This window comes from Croceitalea sp. P059 (genome assembly GCF_031846365.1).
Taxonomy (GTDB): domain Bacteria; phylum Bacteroidota; class Bacteroidia; order Flavobacteriales; family Flavobacteriaceae; genus Croceitalea; species Croceitalea vernalis.
Genome location: NZ_JAVRHW010000002.1, coordinates 416,565 through 439,370, shown reverse-complemented (window position 1 = coordinate 439,370; position 22,806 = coordinate 416,565). Strand labels below are relative to the sequence as shown.

17 protein-coding genes are annotated in these 22,806 nt (G+C 34.7%); 7 read left to right on the top strand and 10 right to left on the bottom strand.

What is annotated here, in order from left to right; translation table 11 throughout:
• Positions 1–26: 26 nt before the first annotated feature.
• The 4 genes from RM542_RS08280 to uvrA form a co-directional block, all read right to left on the bottom strand.
• Positions 27–2,438, bottom strand: coding sequence for a thiamine pyrophosphate-dependent enzyme (locus RM542_RS08280; protein WP_311385270.1), 2,412 nt, complete (start codon positions 2,436–2,438; stop codon positions 27–29).
• 158 nt (positions 2,439–2,596) lie between these two features.
• On the bottom strand, positions 2,597–5,452 hold the full coding sequence (locus tag RM542_RS08275; protein ID WP_311385269.1) for a metalloprotease: 2,856 nt from the start codon (positions 5,450–5,452) through the stop codon (positions 2,597–2,599).
• A 15-nt stretch (positions 5,453–5,467) separates the two neighbouring features.
• On the bottom strand, positions 5,468–6,154 hold the full coding sequence (locus RM542_RS08270; RefSeq protein WP_311385268.1) for a TIGR00730 family Rossman fold protein: 687 nt from the start codon (positions 6,152–6,154) through the stop codon (positions 5,468–5,470).
• Between the two features lie 9 nt (positions 6,155–6,163).
• Positions 6,164–9,025: an excinuclease ABC subunit UvrA gene (uvrA, locus tag RM542_RS08265; RefSeq protein ID WP_311385267.1), complete on the bottom strand. Its 2,862-nt coding sequence runs from the start codon at positions 9,023–9,025 to the stop codon at positions 6,164–6,166.
• A gap of 112 nt (positions 9,026–9,137) precedes the next feature.
• Here uvrA and RM542_RS08260 point away from each other — a divergent pair, with 112 nt between their 5' ends.
• The 4 genes from RM542_RS08260 (at position 9,138) to RM542_RS08245 (ending at position 14,914) form a co-directional block, all read left to right on the top strand.
• Positions 9,138–9,662 carry a hypothetical protein gene (locus RM542_RS08260; RefSeq protein WP_311385266.1) on the top strand — a complete coding sequence of 175 codons (525 nt, stop codon included), beginning with the start codon at positions 9,138–9,140 and terminating at the stop codon, positions 9,660–9,662.
• Positions 9,663–9,819: 157 nt separating this feature from the next.
• The gene (locus tag RM542_RS08255; protein ID WP_311385265.1) at positions 9,820–10,641 is read left to right on the top strand and encodes a GLPGLI family protein; all 822 of its coding nucleotides are present in this window, start codon (positions 9,820–9,822) and stop codon (positions 10,639–10,641) included.
• A 41-nt stretch (positions 10,642–10,682) separates the two neighbouring features.
• Positions 10,683–13,397, top strand: a complete 2,715-nt coding sequence (locus RM542_RS08250) for a carboxypeptidase regulatory-like domain-containing protein (protein WP_311385264.1) — start codon at positions 10,683–10,685, stop codon at positions 13,395–13,397.
• Positions 13,398–13,540: 143 nt separating this feature from the next.
• Entirely contained in the window at positions 13,541–14,914 is a 1,374-nt protein-coding gene (locus tag RM542_RS08245; RefSeq protein ID WP_311385263.1) for an FG-GAP-like repeat-containing protein, read from the top strand.
• A gap of 116 nt (positions 14,915–15,030) precedes the next feature.
• Here RM542_RS08245 and RM542_RS08240 read toward each other — a convergent pair whose 3' ends face one another.
• Positions 15,031–15,711 carry a hypothetical protein gene (locus RM542_RS08240; protein WP_311385262.1) on the bottom strand — a complete coding sequence of 227 codons (681 nt, stop codon included), beginning with the start codon at positions 15,709–15,711 and terminating at the stop codon, positions 15,031–15,033.
• Positions 15,712–15,874: 163 nt separating this feature from the next.
• Between RM542_RS08240 and RM542_RS08235 the strand changes: the two genes are divergently transcribed.
• Complete coding sequence (locus tag RM542_RS08235; protein ID WP_311385261.1) at positions 15,875–16,495, top strand: ricin-type beta-trefoil lectin domain protein; 621 nt, start codon at positions 15,875–15,877, stop codon at positions 16,493–16,495.
• A gap of 174 nt (positions 16,496–16,669) precedes the next feature.
• Here the strand turns inward: RM542_RS08235 and RM542_RS08230 are convergent, their stop codons facing one another.
• From RM542_RS08230 to RM542_RS08220, 3 genes are read right to left on the bottom strand one after another with little or no spacing between them, the layout of a single operon-like run.
• On the bottom strand, positions 16,670–17,446 hold the full coding sequence (locus RM542_RS08230) for a TIGR03915 family putative DNA repair protein (RefSeq protein WP_311385260.1): 777 nt from the start codon (positions 17,444–17,446) through the stop codon (positions 16,670–16,672).
• Positions 17,447–17,485: 39 nt separating this feature from the next.
• Positions 17,486–17,653 (bottom strand): hypothetical protein, encoded by a 168-nt coding sequence (locus RM542_RS08225; protein ID WP_311385259.1) that lies wholly within the window; start codon positions 17,651–17,653, stop codon positions 17,486–17,488.
• 6 nt (positions 17,654–17,659) lie between these two features.
• Positions 17,660–18,928, bottom strand: coding sequence for a putative DNA modification/repair radical SAM protein (locus tag RM542_RS08220; RefSeq protein ID WP_311385258.1), 1,269 nt, complete (start codon positions 18,926–18,928; stop codon positions 17,660–17,662).
• A 97-nt stretch (positions 18,929–19,025) separates the two neighbouring features.
• Between RM542_RS08220 and RM542_RS08215 the strand changes: the two genes are divergently transcribed.
• Both RM542_RS08215 and RM542_RS08210 read left to right on the top strand, forming a co-directional pair.
• Positions 19,026–19,787, top strand: a complete 762-nt coding sequence (locus RM542_RS08215) for a LexA family transcriptional regulator (protein WP_311385257.1) — start codon at positions 19,026–19,028, stop codon at positions 19,785–19,787.
• Between the two features lie 45 nt (positions 19,788–19,832).
• Complete coding sequence (locus RM542_RS08210) at positions 19,833–20,906, top strand: transporter substrate-binding domain-containing protein (RefSeq protein WP_311385256.1); 1,074 nt, start codon at positions 19,833–19,835, stop codon at positions 20,904–20,906.
• On the opposite strand, the gene RM542_RS08205 is transcribed toward RM542_RS08210, so the two are convergent.
• Both RM542_RS08205 and RM542_RS08200 read right to left on the bottom strand, forming a co-directional pair.
• Positions 20,901–21,404 (bottom strand): GNAT family N-acetyltransferase, encoded by a 504-nt coding sequence (locus RM542_RS08205; protein WP_311385255.1) that lies wholly within the window; start codon positions 21,402–21,404, stop codon positions 20,901–20,903. The two genes, RM542_RS08210 and RM542_RS08205, sit on opposite strands and share 6 nt — an antisense overlap.
• A complete protein-coding gene (locus tag RM542_RS08200) occupies positions 21,401–22,789 on the bottom strand; it encodes a glycoside hydrolase family 140 protein (RefSeq protein WP_311385254.1) in 1,389 nt (462 codons plus the stop codon). The genes RM542_RS08205 and RM542_RS08200 overlap by 4 nt, the downstream gene beginning before the upstream one ends.
• Positions 22,790–22,806 lie beyond the last annotated feature (17 nt).

The window sequence follows — 22,806 nt, the reverse complement described above, 5'->3', positions numbered from 1 at the left end:
TATGCGGGGCATTTGCCCCGCTTTTTTTATCGAAGTTTGGGATAATTATTCGGATCTGACTCATTCATAATTTCATAAACCTTTTCGAAAATATCTTCTTCATTAGGTTTAGAAAAATAATCACCATCCGTTGCATAGGCCGGTCTATGTGCTTTAGCTGTTAAGGTTTGTGGAGCACTATCCAAATATTGATAACCTTTTTGATTTTCCATAATGTGCTGCACTAAATAAGCAGAACACCCGCCTGGTACATCTTCATCAACAACCAACAAACGATTTGTTTTTTGTAAGCTTTTGACGACATCATGATTCAAATCGAAAGGGAGTAAAGATTGCGCATCAATTACCTCAGAATCAATACCAACCTCCTGTAAATCCTTAGCGACCTTTTGAACAATACGCAAGGTAGAACCATATGATAATATAGTGATATCTGTACCTTCCTTCATTGTTTCTACAACGCCAATTGGAGTACAAAACTCACCTAGGTTATTTGGTTTAGGCTCTTTTAAACGATAACCGTTAAGACTTTCAATAACTATTGCAGGCTCATTACTTTTCATTAAAGTGTTATAAAAACCTGCTGCTTGTGTCATGTTACGAGGGGTAAGAATATAAATACCTCTTAATAAGTGTATTAAACCACCCATCTGCGATCCAGAATGCCAAATACCCTCTAATCTGTGCCCTCTAGTTCTAATAATAAGTGGTGCTATTTGTTTTCCAACCGTTCTATATCGTAAGGTAGCCAAATCATCACTTAAAGTTTGGATAGCGTATAAGATATAATCTAGGTATTGTATTTCAGCAATTGGTCTTAGACCCCGCATCGCTAAACCAATACCTTGACCAATTATCGTTGTTTCTCTAATACCAGTATCGGCAATTCTGTATTTGCCATATTTTTTTTGCAATCCTTCAAGACCTTGATTAACATCACCAATATTTCCGGTGTCTTCACCAAAAACTAAGGCTTCTGGGTATTTTGAAAACAACGCATCAAAATTATCCCTTAATACCATTCGGCCATCTATCTTTTCAGGTTCTGAATCATATATGGCCTTAACTTCCTTGATATTGGTTGCCTTATTAGGTAATTCACTAAAAAGTTCTGAACTGAATTTTATCTGACTTTGATTAACAAACTGATTAATCCAATTTTGTAACTCTAATTTGGCATTCGTACTTTCCCCTATTAAATAGCGTAATGCCTTTCGCGCATGTGAAGCTAAATCCTTTTTTAAAGGTTCTTTTAGTGCAATTAAATCATTAAGTATTTTAGTAATAAATACTCTATTCGGGCTTTTACTTGCAGCATTATTTAGGAGCTGAACTAAAGCTTTTTTGTTTTCCCTATGAGGAATAAGAAACTCTGACCAAGCTTCTTGTTTTGCATTTCGGACTTCTTGTTTACAAGATTTTTCAATCTCATTTAATTGTTCTTCAGTAGCTATGTTTTTATCTAATATCCACTCCCTAAAGCGTTTATTACAATCATTTTCGCGTTCCCATTCTAATCTTTCAGCATCTTTATATCTTTCATGAGATCCAGAAGTAGAATGCCCTTGTGGCTGGGTAAGTTCAGTAACATGTATCATTACTGGAACATGCTCTTCACGAGCAATATCTGATGCGTTTTCATAAGCATGAATAAGTGCGGTATAATCCCATCCTGGTACCTTTAATATTTCAAACCCTTTGTTTTCTTCATCACGTTGAAAACCTTTTAGAATTTCAGAAATATCGCTTTTGGTTGTATGAAACTTAGCAGGTACTGATATCCCATATGCATCATCCCAAATACTTATAACCATTGGAACCTGCATAACACCAGCAGCATTAAAGGTTTCAAAGAAATGACCTTCACTTGTGCTAGCATTACCTATGGTACCCCAAGCTACTTCATTTCCTTTATTTGAAAATTTATCTTGATCAATACCCTCAACATTACGATAGAATTGAGAAGCTTGAGCTAAGCCCAATAATCTAGGCATTTGACCAGCGGTACAGGAAATATCGGCACTGCTATTTTTTTGTTTGGTTAAGTTCTTCCAAGTACCGTCTTCATTGATACTATGAGTCATAAAATGCCCGCCCATTTGTCTACCGGCACTCATTGGTTCTTTACTGATATCCGTAGTGGCGTAAAGTCCATGAAAAAATGCTTTTGGGTTCAAATGTCCTAATGCCATCATAAAAGTCTGGTCCCGATAGTAACCACTTCTAAAGTCGCCCTTTTGAAATGCCTTAGCCATAGCTAGTTGCGGCAACTCTTTTCCATCACCAAAAATTCCAAATTTAGCTTTCCCAGTGAGTACTTCTCTTCTTCCCAATATGCTACATTCTCTGCTTAAAACAGCAAGCCTATAATCACCTAAGATTTGAGCTTGAAAGTCATCAAACGAAATGTCGGTACTTGTATTTGGGTCAGTTTTCATTAAACTTTGAAGAATTTGTGCAAAATTACAAAAAAGAGTGCTTTTATGCTAATCAAGTTCAATCCATTTTATTCATAAAATCACAAAATATTGTTATAAATAACGAGAATATTAAAAAATAATACCTAAAAATGAGAGGTATTTTATCAATTCAACAATTAAAACCAACGTCTGGTAAAAAGCCCTGTAAGTGTTCTTGGGCTAATAGTTACAACGAATCTTATCGTATTTGCATAATTTGGTTGTGCAATTTCCCAACCATTATTTGAATAAATAGGAAAGTATAATTCAAAATAATCAGTAACAAGATTTAACCTTACCCCTGAGTCATAAACAAATCGAGCACGTTCGTCTTTATCTCCGATGAAACCAACGTCTCCATATAATTCAATCCAGCGCCATAAATTAAAACTTGCATTTGTAGTAGCTATCCAATCACTCCCAAATTGATCTTCAAACTGTGATTTAAACCCACCTTCAGCAATAATTATTTGCTGACTCGTTAGTCCACTATCTTCTGAACGACCTAAATAGCCTAAATCAAACATATAATCTGTAGGTCTATCTAGAGCAAAACTAAAAAAATCAGAGTCTGATTTATTTCTTAAAAACTTACCGGCATAGAATCTTAAATTTAACTGCCTGTTACTTTCATATAGCTTTCTATATTCTAATTCAACTGCCAACTTGGTAAATTCGCTAGAATGCTGAAAATCGATTAAAGAAGATTTATAATTGACGATGTTATTGTCCAGGTTTCTGTACCGAATATTAAAAACACTGTAATCAGGATTATTTTCTAAGTCCAAATCGATACCATCATCTAAAAGCACACCTTCATCAATACTTCTGAATACATTGCGATGCCTAAAAAGTAATGATTGTCTTCTATTAGACCTCAAATCACTCGGTCGCCAACCAAAACTAATAGCAGGTGTAATAGTTGTAAATCTTGAATTTGTTTGAAAATGATTTGTACCACCGCTTATAGAGTAATTTGAAACAAAAAGTTTACTATCGCCATGATATTTTCGATACCTTAAACTGGCATTACCAACCATAGTACGCTCTAAAAAAGAGTATTGCGGAGCAATATCATAAGTGAATTGTCGCTCTAAAAAAGTTTTATTATAAATTCTTAAACCTGGTGTAATTCCATCATAGATATTAAAATTGGCTATTGGAACATAAAAAACCTGGGTATAGTAGGGGTCTTCGGTATCTTTAAAAAATCGGAACTGCAGTTTTTTATTACTTGAGAAAAAACCATTAAGGGTTTTCCAATTGTCTCTTTGATTGAACTCAGGTATTTTTTGATCATAGTTCAAAACCAATCTATCTTCTCCTAATCTTGGAATTGTAAAGGTTTTAGAGCTATCTATATCAGAGAACCAATATTTCGATACAACGGAATCTTTTTTAAGCCCGAATAGCGAAATTGGCACATTAGTTTTTCGCTTATTCTTTAAGGTAAAAGTGATTGAATCTTCAGTCTTTTCTAGTTTTTTGATTTTAAAATCAATTTTTTTACGTGTACTAACATATTCATTAAAAAACCAATCTATCTCATCATCAGAACATTGTTTTAAAACTTGTTTAAAATCAGAAACCTTAGTTTTTGCTTGTAATTTATGAACATCGTAAAAATCTATAATAGTACTGTCTACTCTTTCCTCTCCAATATAATCTGCTAGATAGGCTAACCCAAGACCGGCTTTGTATCTATTGGCTATTTTTTGATTCAACCGTGTTAAAGAATCATTAGATGTTATTAGTGATTGATCAATATTTCTTCTGGCAGGTAACATTTGTAAAAGGTTATACTGCTCATTAAAATCCATTTTTGCCAAATGAAATCCACGAACACCCCAAACATTGGCAAGTTTGCCTATTAGCTTTTGATTTGGATAGTTAATTTCAACATATTTAATCATTAAATAGTTTGCAATGGCATCATTTACCCAACGTTCTTTTCTTGGGTTTAAAAATAGGGTCTCTTGTAAAAAACTATTTAAGGTAGTCTTCAAAAACATCATTTCAAACTGAAATTTTTCTTGATAAGGCCTTACGAAAGAGGGTAGCTGATTTAAACCGTAAAGCGGATTCTTACTATATTCTAATTCACTAACTAATAAGTTTTGATGAGGATACCTACCCAGATTCTCATCTAAGAAGTGAGCAACTTTGTTAATAGAAATACCTTGGGAAATTTCATTATATTTAGACGATTCGATATCAGTTGTAACGGTAAGAACACCAGTCACGTGCTTCGTAAATTGTTTTTCAATAGTTAAAAGTATGTCGCAATTTTTTCTATTTGAACCACTCAAACTTATTTGTTGTCCATCAGGAAAACTTGTCACCAAATTGTAGTCAAAGTTTGAAGCAAGGAAGAACCCTTCTGGAAAAATAAAATTGATTTTCGTATTGGCGATACCTGTATATATATCATCCAAGCCTTTATTGGAATATAATTTCCATTCATTATCAAAAACAGCTGGACTTAAATACCAATCTTTTAGATTGTAACTACCATCTGAACGATGGCCGTATTTTGTGAATTTTGCATCTGGCAATTGTACTGTATATGATAAAAATAACTCAATACTTTCACCAGCTAAGAGTGGTTCTTCTAAGGTAATCTTAATCAGGTCTTGCATATTGGTTCTTTCCCAATCAAGCCCTTGATATTCTTTATTTACAATACTTTTTATAATTGTAAAACCTCTTTCTTTATTTTTAGCAAGATGTAAACTCCGATCAAAATCTTCACTAAAATGCTTAGATAGCGGTGTGGTATTGTTTGCATAAGCATTGTTCCAGTCATTGAAATACAAAGTACTCAAGTTTGTCTTTGAATTGTTTACATAAACAAACCGTTGTTTAATTTCAATTTGGTGTGATGTACTATCGAGAGTTGCTGTAAGCTCATTAATATGCTGCCCATAACTAGAAAATGCAAATAAAACCAATGCGAGATTGGTACATAAAAAAAGAAGTTGGGCTTTTCTCAATACTTTTAACTTAATTTAAAAATTCGGACTCATAATGCGTCCTTTGTAGAACGCATCAATAATTTCAACTACTTCATCTTCTGAATCAACCAGTTTAATTAGGTCAAGATCTTCAGGACTAATATTACCAGCATCTAGCATGGTATTCTTAATCCAATCAAATAATCCACCCCAAAACTCCGAACCTACTAGTATTATCGGAAAAGTTCCAATTTTATTGGTCTGAATTAATGTTATTGCTTCAAATAGTTCGTCAAGCGTACCAAAACCCCCAGGCATAACCACAAAACCTTGTGAGTATTTAACAAACATTACTTTTCTCACAAAGAAATAATCAAAATCAAGACTTTTATCTGGATCTATATATGGATTGTCATGCTGCTCAAAAGGTAATTCTATATTTAAACCTACGGAGGTTCCACCAGCGAGGTTCGCTCCCTTATTACCTGCTTCCATAATACCGGGTCCACCACCTGTAATGACACCATAACCAGCTTTTGCAATTGCTTCAGCTACTGCTACTGCCAAATCATAATACTTCTCACCGGGTTTTGTTCTAGCCGAACCAAAAATGGACACGCAAGGTCCAATTTGACTCATTCTTTCAAAACCATTAACAAACTCACCCATGATTTTAAATATGGCCCATGAATCATTTGTTTTAATCTCGTTCCAGCCTTTGTGATGTTGCTTTTTGCCCATAATTTAAATTTAAACTGCTTTGGCTATGTTTTTTGCTCTTGGGGTTAATTCTTTCTTTAAAAATTTAGCCGTATAACTTTTAACGTCTTTCGCTACTTGCTCTGGTGTGCCCTTAGCTACAATCATACCTCCACCACGACCACCCTCATAGCCAATATCGATAATATAGTCTACCATTTTAATAACGTCCATATTGTGCTCTATCACTAATACGGTATTGCCTTTGTCAACTAATTTGTTCAATACTTCCATCAAAACTCGAATATCTTCAAAATGAAGCCCAGTTGTAGGTTCATCTAAAATATAAAAGGTGTTACCAGTATCTCTTTTTGAAAGTTCAGTTGCCAACTTAACGCGCTGGGCTTCGCCACCAGATAGGGTAGTAGATTGTTGTCCGAGCGATATATAGCCTAAACCAACATCTACAATTGTTTTAAGCTTACGATGAATTTTAGGAATATTCTCAAAAAAATCAACGGCTTCATTCATCGTCATTTCCAAAACGTCAGCAATGGATTTACCTTTATATCTTATTTCTAAGGTTTCTCTATTAAAACGTTTTCCGTTGCAAGTTTCACACTCTACATAAACATCCGGTAAAAAGTTCATTTCAATAACTTTTAAACCACCACCTTGGCAAGTTTCACATCTTCCACCTTGTACATTGAAACTAAAACGACCAGGTTTATAACCACGGATGGTCGCTTCAGTAGTTTTTGAAAATAAAGAGCGAATTTCGCTGAAGGCACCAGTATAGGTAGCCGGATTGGATCTAGGAGTACGCCCAATAGGGGATTGGTTGATATCAATCACCTTATCAATATGTTCTAAGCCTTTTATCTTTCTATAAGGCATTGGCTTTTTAACACCATTAAAATAATGAGCATTCATTATAGGATATAATGTTTCATTTATTAAAGTGGACTTTCCACTACCAGAAACGCCTGTAACCCCAATCATTTTACCAAGAGGAAATTCAGCTGTAATTTGTTTAAGATTGTTTCCCTCGCACCCTGACAAAACTATTTTTTTACCAGTTCCTTTTCGTCTTGTTTTTGGAACTTCGATTTCTCTATCTCCAGTAATATAGTCCGCTGTGAGCGTATCAAAGTCTTTTAATAAAGATGGATGACCTTCTGAAATAATAGTGCCACCATGTTTACCAGCTTTAGGACCAATATCAATTACATGGTCTGCGGCTTCAATCATATCGCGGTCATGTTCCACAACTATCACTGAATTACCAATATCGCGAAGAGACGATAAGGAATTAATTAACCGCTCATTGTCACGTTGATGTAGACCTATACTTGGCTCATCTAATATGTAAAGCACTCCAACCAATTGTGATCCAATTTGCGTCGCTAGACGAATGCGTTGTGCTTCACCACCTGATAATGATTTTGAACTCCTATTAAGCGATAGGTAATCAAGACCAACATCTAATAGAAATTGAACTCTTGTACTTATTTCTTTTACTATTTCTTCAGCAATTTTCTTTTGATTCCCTTCCAACTTCTCATTAAGCTCATTAAAAAACTCAGCAAGTTCACCAATATCTATATGGGCAAGTTCAGCAATATTCTTTTCGTCAATTTTAAAGTAAAGTGACTCTTTTCTTAAACGTGCTCCATCACATTCCGGACATTCAATCTTGTCCATATATTCTTTAGCCCATCGTTTGATGGAGGTTGAATTGGCTTCTTCAAATTGTGATTTGATAAAGTTTGCTATCCCTTCGTAATCAATGCGATATTCGCGTTTAACCCCTAAGGTCTTAGAATCAACGGTAAAGCTATCTTTCCCACCTTTAAGTATGACCTCTATTGCTTCTTTAGAGATTTTATCAATTGGGGTTTCAATGGTAAAATTATAGCGTTGCCCTATGGTTTCTAATTGTTTAAAAGCCCAAGATTTTTTATGTTCACCTAGAGGAGCAATACCGCCTGTTTTAATGGATAACTTTTTATTTGGGAATATTTTATCTTCGTTTACTTCATAAACATGCCCAAGGCCATTACAATTAGGACACATTCCTTTCGGAGAATTAAAAGAAAAGGTATTGGGCTCTGGAGTAGGATAGGAGATACCAGAGGAAGGACACATTAAATCTCTGCTGAAATAACGTGGGGTTTTTTCACCTTCTTCTAATACCATTAACACATTATTACCGCTATACATCGCTGTATTAATGGTTTCGCTTAGTCTTTTATCAAAATCTTCACCTGAGCCTACTTTAAGACGATCGATCACAATTTCTATATCATGAACCTTGTACCGATCTACCTTCATACCTTTAGTAATATCAACTACCACTCCGTCAACGCGAACTTTTACAAAACCTTGTTTACCTATTTGTTCAAATAGTTCTCTGTAATGGCCTTTTCTTGATTTAATAACTGGAGCTAAAACATTGATTTTTTTACCGTCATATGAATCAACAATTAGAGCTTTGATTTGTTCATCGCTATAACTGACCATTTTTTCACCAGTATTATAACTGTATGCATCTCCTGCTCTTGCAAACAGTAAGCGCAGAAAATCATAGACCTCTGTAATGGTACCAACCGTAGAACGAGGAGATTTTGAAGTGGTTTTTTGTTCAATGGCAATTACTGGCGATAATCCATCAATTTTATCAACATCTGGTCGTTCTAATCCGCCTAAAAACTGTCGTGCATATGCTGAAAAGGTTTCAATGTAACGTCGTTGTCCTTCAGCATAAATTGTGTCAAAAGCTAAAGACGATTTACCACTACCTGATAAGCCAGTTATTACAACAAGTTTCTCTCTTGGTATAGTAACATCAATGTCTTTAAGGTTGTGAACACGCGCTCCACGCACCTCAATATTTTCTTCGTAGTTAATCATAGCACAAGCTGCTAAAGTACGCAATTGGACTTTAAAAATGAAGCTAGGTTTTGTTGCATTTTTGTTAAGTGAAGCTTTATTTTTGATTTCATAATTATTAATAAGATGCGATATGAAAATACTAGGTATAGGTTCAAGAATTGATCATCCTGAATTTGGAAAAGGAGTAATAACCAATGTAACGTCTATTCATTACTGGGTTACTTTCATGGATAAGGGATTAGAAACTATAGAAATTGACGATGATTTTGAAGTAATTGAGGCCTTAGAAGATGATGTTGATGCCGTAAGCTTTTTTGATGTTGAAAGCTCATTGGTCAAAATATTGGAAAAGTGGAGCGACACCCATGAAAAGGTTGCTATAGCCGATAAATGGCGTAAGGGCAAACTGATTTTAGAACCTGGAGATACTACGGCAAATAAAGAAATGCCCATTGATACTTTTTTCCATAAAATAGTAATGGTCCGTGACCGTATCCGTGTAATGGAACAAAAAATAAACAGCAGCAAAAACTTGGATGACCAAGAAAAAATAGACTTACAGCAATATATTACACGAATTTATGGCTCTCTAACTAGTTTTAACGTATTATTTAAAGCTAAAAGTGACCATTTTGTAGGCGAGCGTAGCAAATAACTTCATCTCATATTAAACCATTCATAAAATAGGAAGTCTAATATGTAGCTGAAGTGGTTATACCACTTCAATCGCGTGTTAATGTTTTGATAAACACGATATGAATGTTCAATGTTTATTTAAATTCGTTAAACATTAATATCTTAAACAGCCAATCATGAAATCTATTCTCTTTAAAATTTGCTTTTTAGCTGTCTTTCTGTTGCTTTCAAACAAACCTGATGTTCAGGAATTTCAAGGACAAGCATTTTATTCAAGTAAGTCATCAATGGAGTTAGGAAGCTGGGGCGCGCGAATGAGTGAAGCTCAAAAAAAGCAAGTTGCAGCTAGACTAAAGAATAGACTTGAAAAAACCTACGTGTTAAACTTTAATAAAGAAGAATCTTTATTTAATGAAGAAGACAAATTAGACGCCATGTCTGGAGCTACTGATTCTTGGGGAAAGAATTTCGCTCGTGGCGAACAATATAAGAATGTAAAGGATAATGCCTTAGTGCAAAACCAAGAATTTTATGGCAAACAATTTTTAGTGAAGGACGAGCTACAAAAATTCAATTGGGTAATGGGAAAAGAGTCCAAGCAGATAGGACAGTACATGTGTTTTAAAGCCTCAACGATAGTCCCAACAACAGAGTTAAATTGGTATGATTTTTCATGGGGAAGCCTTAGAAATGCTGCCCCTAAAGAAGATGGAACTACACCTGAAATTCAGATGACCACTATAGAAGCTTGGTATACACCGCAAATACCTGTTTCACATGGTCCTGCAGAATATTGGGGACTTCCAGGTTTGATTCTAGAAGTAAACGCAGGCAACACCACAATGCTTTGTACCAAAATAGTAATGAATCCGAAAGGAAATCTAGACCTTGAAGCACCAAGTAAGGGTAAGGAGATTACTAAAATGGCCTATCAAGAAACCATCACTGGCAAAATGAAAGAAATGCGCGATAATAGAGGTAGAAGAAGAAGTAGGTAAGTTTTTTTTGCAATTACTAAGCGCCAAGTATTCCAAATAATATGAAGAACGTATTTTTTATAGTGCTGCTATTAGTGGCTACAACAACTAGTGGCCAAATTAAATTTGAAGGTGTTGTAAAAGATAGTCTTGGTGGTGTTCTCGAACTGGCTAATGTTATCGCTATAAACCAAGAAACTAGCGGCTTAGAATCTTACGGAATAACAAATGATGAAGGTAAGTTTAAATTAGAGCTAGGCAAGAACGGTAACTACGAAATACAAATCAGTTATGTCGGCATGAAAATGCTGAAAGAAGTATTAACAACACAGGAGGCTGATATATTTAAAAACTATACCATGCAGTCAGAAAATCAGCTTGATGAAGTTGAGTTGATTTATGAAATGCCTGTTACTATTAAGGGTGATACCATTAGTTATAATGCTGATTCTTTTCAGAACGGAAGCGAACGAAAATTAGAAGATGTTTTAGAGAAGTTACCTGGTGTTGAGATTAATGAAGATGGTCAGGTAGAAGTAGAAGGCAAGGTTGTTAATAAGTTGATGGTCAATGGAAAAGACTTTTTTGATGGTGATACAAAACTCGCAACTAAGAACATTCCATCTAAAGCAGTTGATAAAATTCAAGTGCTTAGAAATTACTCAGAAGTTGGTCAATTAAGTGGGGTTACTAATAATCAAGATAACTTTGCATTGAATATTAAATTGAAAGAAGGAAAAGAAAATTTTTGGTTCGGAAATATCACTGCTGGGGGAGGAGTTGCGCCGGATAAAGAACTTTATATTCTACAACCAAAATTATTCTATTACACTCCCAAATACAGTTTAAATTTTATAGGTGACTTAAATAATACCGGAGAAGCTGCCTTAACAAGAAGAGATATTAGAAGTTTTGGAGGCGGTTTTCGGTCGCCAAGCAGAAATAGTGGTACTAATATTAATTTAGGTGATAATAGTCTTAACTTTTTAACGACGCAGGCAAATGCCCTTGAAATTGAAAACAAATTAGCAACAGGAAACTTTAGCTATTCACCAAAAGAAACTATTGATTTTAGTGGTTTTTTAATCTACAATAGTAGTCGAATATTGTCTAGAGAAACGAGTTTTATACAGTATACTGACTCTAGTTTGGGCATACCAGATGAGCTTACAGAACAATCAAGTAGAGAACGTTCTAATCAAGCACTACTTAAACTAAGCGCTTCATTCCAACCAAATTTTAGCAATCAATTAGATTATGATGTACTGGCCCGTGTTTCTAATGATAGACAAAATCAAAATTTGTTTTCTTCAGTGATAGGCAATACCACACAGTTAGATGAAGTTACACCATATAGTATTAATCAAAATATTAATTACTATTATACCTTAAACGAGGATAATATTTTTGCCTTTGAAGCGCAACACTTATTGAAGAATGAAGATCCTTTTTACAATGCTATTCTAGCTAATGATCCGGCTGGTAATGATGCTTTTGATGATACTGCAGATGCCTTAGGTTTGGACAACACCCTAAATACCTACAACCTAGCTCAAAACAGAAGAATAAAGAGTAATCAAGTAGACGCTAAATTAGATTACTACAATATTCTGAATACTAAGAGTAATATCAACTTTACGCTTGGTACAATTTTAAGTAGACAAGTTTTCAATTCCAATATTTTTCAGTTTTTAGAAGATGGTTCGAGCTTTGAACCAACACCTACGATAAATGACGGCCTTGCAGTCAATGACACAGAGTATAACTTTAGTGATGTTTATTTAGGCGTACATTATCGCGTAAAGACTGGTAAGTTTACTATAACTCCAGGTTTTTCAGTACACGCTTATGGTAATAAGAATATACAGTTTGGTGAAACCTTTGAAGATAACTTCTTTAGAATTTTACCAGATTTTGAAACCCGAATTCAATTGAAAAAAAGTGAGTCACTTACATTCAGGTATGACATGCAAAATCAGTTTACCGACGTTACAAGACTTGCAGAAGGTTTGGTTTTAAATAATTTTAATGATATTCAATTTGGTACGCCAGACTTACAAAATGCCCTATCAAATAACTTTAGCTTGTTGTATAGTAGTTTCAACTTGTTTAATTACACCAACGTTTTTGCTAGGGCAGCTTATTCAAGTAATATCGACCAAGTACGTAGCCTAACCAGTTTTGATAATGTTATTAGAACAAGTACCTTTTTCAACTCTAGTTTTGCTGATGAAAATGCCAGCCTTTTTGGTCGCGTACAACGCACTTTTGGTAAAATACGAGCTACACTTAATGCCAGTTTTAACTACAGTAAAATAAACCAGTTTATTCAAGGAAATCAGTCGTTAAATGAAGGTTTTACACAAACCTATACTCCAGGACTAAGAACTAATTTTAAAGTAGCGCCAAACATTAACCTGAGGTATCGTTATAGCGTTACTAATAATGACCAAGGAGGGCGAGAAACTACTTTTACGACCAATGCACCTTCTGTAGAGTTTGATGCTTATATCTGGAAAGCAGTTACGTTTAGAACTAATTATACGTATACCAACCAAGACTTAGGCGACGGTAATTCGCAATCGTTTCAAAATTGGGATGCTACCTTAAGTTATCGCAAAAACCGAGAAGCTAAATGGGAGTATGAATTAAAAGCAACGAATATTTTGGATATTGATTCTCAAGTACGTAATTCAGCTAATAATTTATCCGTTTTCTCTTCTGAAACTTTTATACAGCCCCGGTTTTTGACTTTTCGATTTGTCTACACCCTGTAGCTGTGAGAATCTTAATTCATTATTGCATTATGCTTTGTTTTCCTTTTTAATAGTAGGTTTAAGATCAATCTTTCTGTTTTCTTTAATTCCAAATTAAACCTTTTGTCTTTATCGAGGTCTTACTCTAAACTAACCATATATACATGATAAATAAGCCTAAAAACCTCAGAAAATTCAATTCGTTTTTAAGTATAGTTTTATCTGCATTTACATTCCTTAATTGTAGCAGTGATGATGTTGTTGTAAATACCAATGATGACCCAGAAATAGACTCATTGGAAGAAGTTGATGATGAAGTAATTGATCCCGTTTTGGAATACAATTATGAAGTTGAAGGGTTTATTAAAATAGAGAATGGTTTGGGAGGACTTGATGCTGATTTGGATGCTGGAGACAGGTTTGCGAGAGATCATGATGCGATAGGAGATGTGGATGGAGATGGGGTAATAGATTACGTTATAGGCGCGCGATCAGATGATGATGGAGAGATTGATGCCGGAGCGGTATATATCTTGTTTATGAATAGTGATGGTTCTGTTTCATCTAATCAAAAAATATCTAACCTAGCAGGCGGATTTAATGAAACACTGCTTGAAGGCAATTTCTTTGGCTATGGAGTTGCAGGCATTGGTGATTATGATAATGACGGAATACCAGATATTGCAGCTTCAGCTACAAATTCAACCAACAGAGCATTGTACATTATTCATCTAAATAGCGATGGAACAGTTAAGAATTTCGTAAAAAACTCAAACATTATTGCACAAGGACTTTCCGCTATTGGTGACATCAACAATGATGGTAGAATTGATTTGGTGGCATGTGAACCTAGTTCAGATTTGGGTGGAATTAGTCGTGGTGCTATCAACATATTATTTTTAGACGATGATTCACAGGTTGTACCTGGAAGCACTGTAAATATCGGATCTGGTACTAGTGGTTTTGGAGAAGGGCTTGAGGACAATGATCAATTTGGAGGTAGAGAAGTAGCTATGCTAGGAGACATAGATAATGACGGAACATTAGAAATGGCAGTAGGAGCTTTCACTTCTGATGGTGGCAAAGGAGCGATTTGGATGCTTTCTCTAAATAATACCACGTTCAATGTGGAATCTAAACTTAAAATTACTGAAGGATTAAATGGTTTTACGGAAACACTTGATTTAGAAGAGAACCCCAATGGTACTTTTGGTGCGCAGTTTGGGCATGCTATGTGCGCAGCTGGAGATATTGATGGTGATGGAATAGCAGATTTAGTTACGGGAGCCAATCAGCAAAATGAAGGTAACGGGTATATCCTCTATCTAAATGAAGATAAAACCGTAAAAACATTTGATAAAATTAGTGCAACGGAAGGTGGTTTTGACTTGGTTCTTGGTCCCGATGACCGTTTTGCACGTTCTATATCTTATGTAGGCGATTTAAAAGGAGACGGCTCTATTGCAATAAATTTTGGTGGTGGAGTTGGGCTTGGCGGAACAGGGTCACTGTATACACTGTTTTTTAGACCTAATTAAAGAGTATCTATTTGCTTTAATAAGTCAATAATATTTTATGTAGTTGTTACCTTAAACTGGTGTAAAAAAGCCATATTGACTATGCTAAAATAGAGTCCATCTCAAATAAATAAACATTAATCAACTTCTTCTAAACGATAGGCTTTGTTGAAGAACGTTGCTTCATCCTGAGGACCCATGAACTGAGGGTTTGTTATTGGAATATAGCGATCTTCGCGTGCATTAAAAAAAAACTGATCATTAAAGTTAAATTTTAGGAATGCCTCACTACTTCCAACTGATTCGTTAGCGGTAATAAAGTGGTACAAACTGCCATATATGGTTAAAGTTTGTTTATCACCAATAGCCAAATCAACTATTTGGTTATTTAGGTTGAGTTTTAAAGTGTCATTTTGAAAAAAGTAATTGTAATCAAAAGACAGATTATTATATTCAAAAGTAAGTTCATCATCAGTATTAAAAGTAACTTTCGCGCTTTCACAATACACATCTGTTTCTTCGTTAAAAATTTCTAAACCATCAGTCCCATCAAAAATTGAATTAAAATCTTCAAGACTATTCGAAACCAATTCACCACCTACATAATGTACAATTGTTTCTCCTGGAGATTCTTTATAAGCTAGACTTATGGGATAGATGGAATCCACATCATCCACGACTTCATCTACTATAGTGTTATCTTCAAGGGATTCAGAATCACATGAAAATAAAACCAGGGTAATTAAAAAACCAAATATAATTTTGAAATTTATACAAATTCTAAACCTCTTAAAGAAACTGTTTTTCTTATTATTCATCAATTTTAGTTTAATGTAATTGGCTGTATGACTTTATTTATCGTAAAAGGTTTAATCAGAGATCTTCTTAATTGTAGTTTAGTTTAGCAAACCTTCTTTTTTTTCGATTAAACCATTTTACTAAAGCGTAGTCTTAGCAATATAATTAGTCAAAAAGAAGCATATGAAAGAAGTTAGTCAAAAGGTAAAAGCTATCAATAATAACCAAATAACAGATATGCGATTGTTCGTAGCAATTATTCTCACTTTTATCTCGAGCTGTGGTTCTAGTCAAGAAGAGGAACCTATTATAATTATAGAATCTGAGGATATGGAATTGGTCACACCAATTATTCAAACTCCAACACCATTAATTCATCTTGAAGACAATTTAGATGAACAAGACCAACTTGGATGGTGTATTGACACTCGAGGTAATGGATTTAATGAAGTACTGCACACCCATTCTTGTAAGCCAAGTGGTGGTGATGTTCAGTTTACATACAATGAAGAAACCCTTCAAATTTGCTCAGTAGAATTTACTGGTTTCTGCGTAGAAATGTCTGAAGGCGTTCTAGAAGGGGCAAGCTTAAGCCTTGTTGAAAGTGATACGGAAACACCTAATCAGAAGTTTGTTTACAATGCTGAAAACGGAGAGTTTAATCCAGAAGAAAATACAAATCTTTGCCTTGCAGCTGGAAGTGTAAGTTCTGCCGCTGGTATTTATATGTCGCGTTCACTTACCCTAGAACTTTCATCTGAAATTGATGAAAGTTTAAAAAAATGGATTATTGTGACCAACTAAAAATTTATACAGCCCCGGTTTTTGACTTTTCGATTCGTGTATACACTATAACGACATTCTTAACGCAATTCGATGAATTCAGCAAAAATATTGTAAAATCCAATTCAGGAGTTCGTTTATTATTAAATTAGTTTCAAGTCATATAAGAAGCTATTACCTACTTACTATCATTAACTAAACCGCTTCTTTCTTTTCACTAAGATACTTCCAATAGCGCTTGGGAACATGTTGGGTATGTAGTTTTCTATTAATTCGAGATTTAATATTGGTACTTTGAAAATAGTTATTCCATAGTGCTTGATAATCATACTCTCCTTCAGTAAAGGTTTTACTTTTATTAGTTCTATTAAAATGTATTTCAGATAGGTCTAGCGAAATCAATTCAACCCGTTCTACATTATAATAGATACCGTATTTACGCTTAACATCATAAATTAACCATTGCTGGTCAGCATACCTATTACGAAAGTGCTTAGAAACTAGTGGTAGCACATCAAAATCGGGTTCAATGTTCGCAAAGTATATGTCATCTTTGGTTAACTGAAAGCGTATAAAGGCCTCCATACGATGCTTTTCTCGACCAACCTTTCTTGCTAATTGTGAAATATAAAGAACAGTTTCATCTGAAAAGTCTAACTGTTTTCTGGTAGCGGTAGCCATTATCATTTTAATGTAGTTAAAGAGCATATGTTCTATACCTTCCGCCTCACTTAAAAAAGCAAAATAAATGTTAGAGATGGCATTATGGCTTTTAGATCGTACACCATTCCAGACCCTTTTAGCCTTGGTAACATTGGTAAAAATAGTTTCAGATTCTGAAAATAATCCATTTTGGGCCTGTCCATTCTTTTGAATATCGGCTACTTCAATCTTTTCTTCAAAGGCTATGAATACTGCAGTTAAAAAGCCATTAAAGCTACCGTCGTAAATAAGTGTTTTGAAATTTTTCATAATTCTTCTTTTTTAATATTATTTTGATAGGCACTTTACTTAATCGTATGCCTCTTCAAAATGGTAGGTGTTGTTTTGTATTATTTTCTTTAAAGTTCTAAGTGATTTTTTTGATCTACTTCTGAATTTGATGTAATCATAGCCTAAGTCTAAAATTGCTTGGCGTTTGCGCTCCAAATAGCTTTGTTTTTCAAGTGTTCTTTTCATCGTATTCTAATTGCTTGTGAATAGTGATAACTGATTACTATACTGATTCCTAAACTTTCCACTCGAGGTTTGCAGAATCATTCCTTTAATCTTATCCGCTTCTAAATCTTTGGCTTGCCAATTTGTAGAATCACAAATCATAAAGTATTTAGCTCGGTTGAGAGCCACTCCAATTTTTTTAAGGTGGTCCCAGTTCAGTTTTCTAAATTTTCGTGCTTGTAAAATTTTACCAACAGAACGCAGGCCCAAACCTGGTATTCTGACTAGCATTCGCTTATCGGCTTTATTTACATCCACAGGAAAGTATTGCATGTTTCTTAAAGCCCATGATAATTTTGGGTCTATATCCACATCAAGATTTGGATGTGTATCATTCACAATTTCATTAACTGCAAAGCCATAAAACCGTAAAAGCCAATCTGTCTGATACAATCTATTTTCTCTAAGCATAGGTACTTGAGAACCAATTGCGGGTAATCTATTGTCTTCAGCCACTGGCACATAGCCTGAATAATAAACCCGCTTCATGTTATAGTTCTTATAATAGTGGGTAGCGGAAAACATAATATCCTTATCACTTTCACCAGTGGCACCAATAATCATTTGAGTGCTTTGTCCGGCAGGAGCATACTTAGGGGTGCTTTTAATAATCTTACGCTCATTTTTATAGCGTATCAACTCATTTTTAACTTTTAGCATAGGTTTGGTAAAATCTTCATGCTTTTTGTCAGGAGCTAGTAATTTAAGGCCAGATATGGTGGGTACTTCTATATTAACCGAAAGACGGTCAGCATACAATCCGGCCTCATACATTAAATCATCACTGCAACCAGGGATGGATTTTAAATGAATATATCCATTGAAGTTTTCTTCTTCACGTAATTTTTTCGCAACAGCTATTAACCGTTCCATGGTATGGTCAGGACTTTTAAATATGCCTGAACTTAAAAACAACCCTTCAATATAGTTTCTACGATAAAAGTTGATGGTTAAATCAACCACCTCTTGAATTTTGAAGGCAGCTCGTTTTACGTCATTACTCTTTCGTGTTACACAATAAGCACAATCAAAAATGCAATGATTAGTCAATAATATTTTTAAAAGAGACACACAGCGTCCATCCTCGGTATAACTATGACATATTCCCATTTTAGATGCATCACCTAGGCCTTTATTTTTATTCTTACGATCACTACCACTACTTGAACATGATACGTCATATTTAGCGGCGTCTGCAAGGATATTTAGTTTTTCTTTTACTCTTTCAAAATTCATACTTGGATAAATTCCTATCAAAAATATGGAAATAATCCAATTAATGGAAATTATCCAAATATATTTTGGAAATAATCCAAATTAGTTATATTTGAATATGGAAAATGAACTCACTTTAAAACGATTTATAGAAGTAAGGCGAGATTTGGGGTATACTCAAACTGAATTTGCTGAGCTTTTAGGAGTTTCAAATACTACGGCAGATATTGAGCGAGGTAGAACCAAACTTTCTGGTAAAGTAGTGATGGAGTTATTGAAGCAATTTAAAATTAATCCACTTTGGCTCTTTGGTGAAAATGAAGCAAAACATTTAGAAACTTCGAATACAAGTGTCATCCCAAAAGTGGTTACTGTAGATAGCTCAGATCAAGACAATATGGTTTTAGTTAATGCAAAGGCTGCGGCAGGTTATCCACAAAATATTGCTGACACAAGTTGGTACCAACAATTACCAGCTTTTGATATGCCGATTCCTGAATTTCGAAATGCTACGTACCGAGGTTTTCAAGTAGAAGGAGATAGCATGCTACCAAATCTACATTCAGGAGAATGGGTACTTGCCCGAGCCATCGAACATATTGACCACGTAAGTGCCAATAAAATGTATGTTGTTGTTTTACAAGATTCTGTAATGGTCAAAAAAATTGAAAGACCACCCAATTCTAATAATATCACCTTAGTATCTTTAAACGAAACTTATCCACCATATGATATCAAGCCTTTTCAAATTCAAGAAATTTGGGAGGTTAGTAGTAAATTAACCTTTAATGTTGATGCTACTACTGAAACAGGGCTATTAAGACAGCTTCAAGCGTCCATGGAAGAATTAAAAAGACAGGTAGGGCAGGTTAAGAATTGACAGTGATAGGCTATCTTTAAGACATAAATCAATCATTTTTATCTAATGTCTAGATTTTTCACGATTCTATTTCTTTTATGCACCTTTCAACCGCAATTTGCTCAGGTAACCAAAGACACTTTAAAGGTTGGTTTTACTACGGCACCTCCTTTTATTATTCAAGAAGATGGATTGTTAGAAGGTATAAACGTATGGCTATGGAAGCAGGTAGCGGATGATTTAGAACTGAATTATGAGTTGGTACAACTAGATTTTGCTGATATGCTTGATTCATTAAAGCAAGGCAATTTAGATGTTAGTATTAACCCTTTGACCATAACAGGTGATCGTAGTAAAGAAATGGAGTTTACCCACTCATTTTTTGCATCGCATTCCACCATTGCGGTAGCACAACAATCCTCTTTACAGCGTGTAAAACATTTTTTTAGTGCGTTCTTTCACATTAATTTTTTACGTGGATTCCTTTTTTTATTAGTGATGTTGTTATTTTTTGGTTGCATAACTTGGTTGGCAGAGCATAAAGGAAATCCGGAACATTTTCGACCGGGCTGGCGGGGTTTATGGGATGGACTTTGGTGGTCAATGGTGACCCTATCAACAGTTGGTTATGGAGATAAGGCGCCTAAAACAAGAATGGGAAAGGTCGCCGCCTTGGGATTGATGTTTAGTGGTTTACTTTTCGTATCAGGATTAACAGCAAGTATTGCCTCGAGCTTAACAGTGAATCAATTAGCCAATAGCAGTGAAGATTTTAATTCATTTAAGAAAAGGGCAGTGGGCACAGTTAAAAGTTCTGAAGCTGATGATTTTTTGAAAACACATTTTTTTAGAGATATTAATTTATATAAGGGGGTTGTACCGGGTTTACAAGATTTAAATGCGCAAAAAATAGATGCTTTTATTTATGACGAACCCATTTTACAATACCGTATTCGAAAAGATTCTTCTTTACGCAAGCTCGAGTTATTACCAATTAAATTTGATGTTCAGTTTTATGCTTTTGGTATAAAGAAGGATTCTGTATTACTAGAACAGGCCATTTCACAACGAATACTCGAAATAATTGAAACACAAGAGTGGGAGGTTGTGTTATCAGAATTTGGTTTAACCGAGCTATAAATACTTTCTAAACAGTAGTAATTGCTCATTACCTCTTGTAATAAGCTCTTGTCTTTGAAAACCTAATTTTTTAAGAAGTCCAATAGAGGCATGATTATCTTCAACAGTTATAGCCTCAATGATTTCAATCAGTAAGTCTTTTTTAGCGTAATCCAATATAGCCTTTGAAGCTTCGTGTGTATATCCATGTCCCGAATGATCTGGTAGGATTGCAAAACCTAAATCAGGGCTTTTCAAGTAATTTCGTTGTAATAGACCACATATGCCAATAACTTTTGAATTATTGCGTAAACTAATTTTATAAAGTCCAAAACCGTGTTTATTATAAGAAGGAATGATATTAGCTACTAAATACTTTTCAGCATCTGTTTCATTCTTAATTGTTCTATCGCCAATATATTTCAACCAGCCTGGGCTATTCATCAGTTCAAACATAAATTCACCGTCTTTAGCAGTGAACGGTTCAATAATTAGTCTTTTTAAAGAAGGTAATTTCACTTTGTTGGGCTAGGTTTTGTATAGTTGCGAGAAGGATTATCTACTATTAAAACCCAGTCATTACCTAAGCCAGAAGATGGGGGTGCGATTTTTAATTCTTTTACTTGAATGTTTTCTCCTTTAAAACTAGTCCCTGTCCTTGTATCGTACCACCATGTTGTAAAACTGTCGCCTTTTAAATTTTTTAAAGTAATACTTATTGCCTCCCCCATTGGAAAGTAGATCATAGCATAGTTTCCATCACTATCTCGTGTTGCTATAGTGTAATTGTTATCATCTATTTGATTATCGATAATCATTGATTGGTCTGGTATTCTATTTAAAAAAGGTCTCGAGAGCATAAGATTTTTAAGATGTTTAACTTGATTGGCCATAGGTAAATCTAGGGCCTGTTTCCATGGGCGTAATGGCTGATTAATACCCTCTTTATCTAAATCAAACATCTGCCAAACAGCATGACAACCATAAGTTTGACCGAATGCACCAGCAAAAACATTCCAATACATTATTCTTCTAATATCTCTTGCAGAAGAGTGCCCTAGTTCTTTTGCATTAAAACAATTAGGATGATCTTCATATAAAGGTTCTGCGTCTAAAACAGGTTTTGTGGGTTGAAGTTCGTAATCATGTGTTATATGCTTGTAAGTTCCTTGGTTTGCACAATGCCCTGTTTGGTGCATATTAAAATCGAGCCACTCTTCATTATGAAACCATGTTGATGAACCACCGTCTTCCTTAGGTTGCGGATGATAGGTGATTAAGACTTTATTTGAGGCATTATAAGACGATAAAATGCCCTTGGCCATGGCATTCCAGACATCAATATCCTTTGAATTTGCCCTTGGATTACGGTCACCTCCAAGCACCCATACAATATTGTCAAAATCTTTATACCGATTTGACATCCATTCTCCAAAAACAATGGAATTTTCTTCTGTGAATATTTCAGGACCAACTCCCCAACTTTTTGTGTCTAACTTATCTCCCCATGTTGGTAGTAGGGCTATATATATATCACGCTTTTTTGCTTCTTTTATAACCCAGTCTACATGTTCAAAGTATTTTTGGTTCGGGGTTGTTGGGTCATTATTTAGCAAGGGTTTCTCACCATAAGAATTAGGAGTATTTAAACCGTCAATTTCAGCTAATGCAACGGCCTGTATAACATTAAAGCCTTGTGATTTTCTTTTGTCAAGATACATTTGTACCTCGTTTCTATCACAGCGATGGAAAAGTTCCCAAGCCGTATCCGCTAACCAAAAGAAGGGTTTGTTATCTTCCGTGACCAAAAACCTTTTGTTGTCACTCACTTTAAGTTTTTGAGACATTGCATTATTAGATATGAAGCCTAAAACAATGAAAGAAATTATATAGAACTTACGCATTTTTAGAAATTTTAAAA